The sequence below is a fragment of the Streptococcus oralis ATCC 49296 genome (assembly GCF_000185265.1).
GTDB lineage: Bacteria > Bacillota > Bacilli > Lactobacillales > Streptococcaceae > Streptococcus > Streptococcus oralis_BC.
The window spans coordinates 1-712 of the sequence record NZ_GL622185.1; the positions used below are offsets into that span (position 1 = coordinate 1).

8 tRNA genes are annotated in these 712 nt (G+C 50.7%); all 8 read right to left on the reverse strand.

Annotation, left to right across the window (positions count from 1 at the left end):
* Positions 1-2: 2 nt before the first annotated feature.
* Positions 3-76, reverse strand: a tRNA-Pro gene (locus HMPREF8578_RS12205).
* Between the two features lie 15 nt (positions 77-91).
* Positions 92-165 (reverse strand) — tRNA-Arg (locus tag HMPREF8578_RS12210).
* An 11-nt stretch (positions 166-176) separates the two neighbouring features.
* A tRNA-Leu gene (locus tag HMPREF8578_RS12215) sits at positions 177-262 on the reverse strand.
* 7 nt (positions 263-269) lie between these two features.
* A tRNA-Gly gene (locus HMPREF8578_RS12220) sits at positions 270-341 on the reverse strand.
* Between the two features lie 27 nt (positions 342-368).
* Positions 369-441 (reverse strand) — tRNA-Thr (locus tag HMPREF8578_RS12225).
* Positions 442-453: 12 nt separating this feature from the next.
* Positions 454-535, reverse strand: a tRNA-Leu gene (locus HMPREF8578_RS12230).
* Positions 536-540: 5 nt separating this feature from the next.
* Positions 541-613 (reverse strand) — tRNA-Lys (locus tag HMPREF8578_RS12235).
* A 24-nt stretch (positions 614-637) separates the two neighbouring features.
* Positions 638-710, reverse strand: a tRNA-Asp gene (locus HMPREF8578_RS12240).
* Positions 711-712: the final 2 nt, after the last annotated feature.

The following is a 712-nucleotide window of genomic DNA, read 5'->3' on the forward strand; positions in this document are numbered from 1 at the left end:
AATCGGGAAGACAGGATTCGAACCTGCGACACCTTGGTCCCAAACCAAGTACTCTACCAAGCTGAGCTACTTCCCGCGTTAAATAAAAAAATGCACCCTAGAGGAGTCGAACCTCTAACCGCCTGATTCGTAGTCAGGTACTCTATCCAGTTGAGCTAAGGGTGCTCATCATTATATGCCGAGGACCGGAATCGAACCGGTACGATCGTTACCAATCGCAGGATTTTAAGTCCTGTGCGTCTGCCAGTTCCGCCACCCCGGCCTCTCTAAGCGAACGACGGGATTCGAACCCGCGACCCCCACCTTGGCAAGGTGGTGTTCTACCACTGAACTACGTTCGCATCGACCTCTTATTCTATATAAAAAAATGCCGGCTACATGACTTGAACACGCGACCCTCTGATTACAAATCAGATGCTCTACCAACTGAGCTAAGCCGGCTACTTTCTATTATGCGGGTTAAGGGACTTGAACCCCCACGCCGTTAAGCGCCAGATCCTAAATCTGGTGCGTCTGCCAATTCCGCCAAACCCGCAAATATGACCCGTACTGGGCTCGAACCAGTGACCCATTGATTAAAAGTCAATTGCTCTACCAACTGAGCTAACGAGTCTAAAATAACTTCCGTTATCTTAAACGGTCCCGACGGGAATCGAACCCGCGATCTTCGCCGTGACAGGGCGACGTGATAACCGCTACACTACGGGACCTA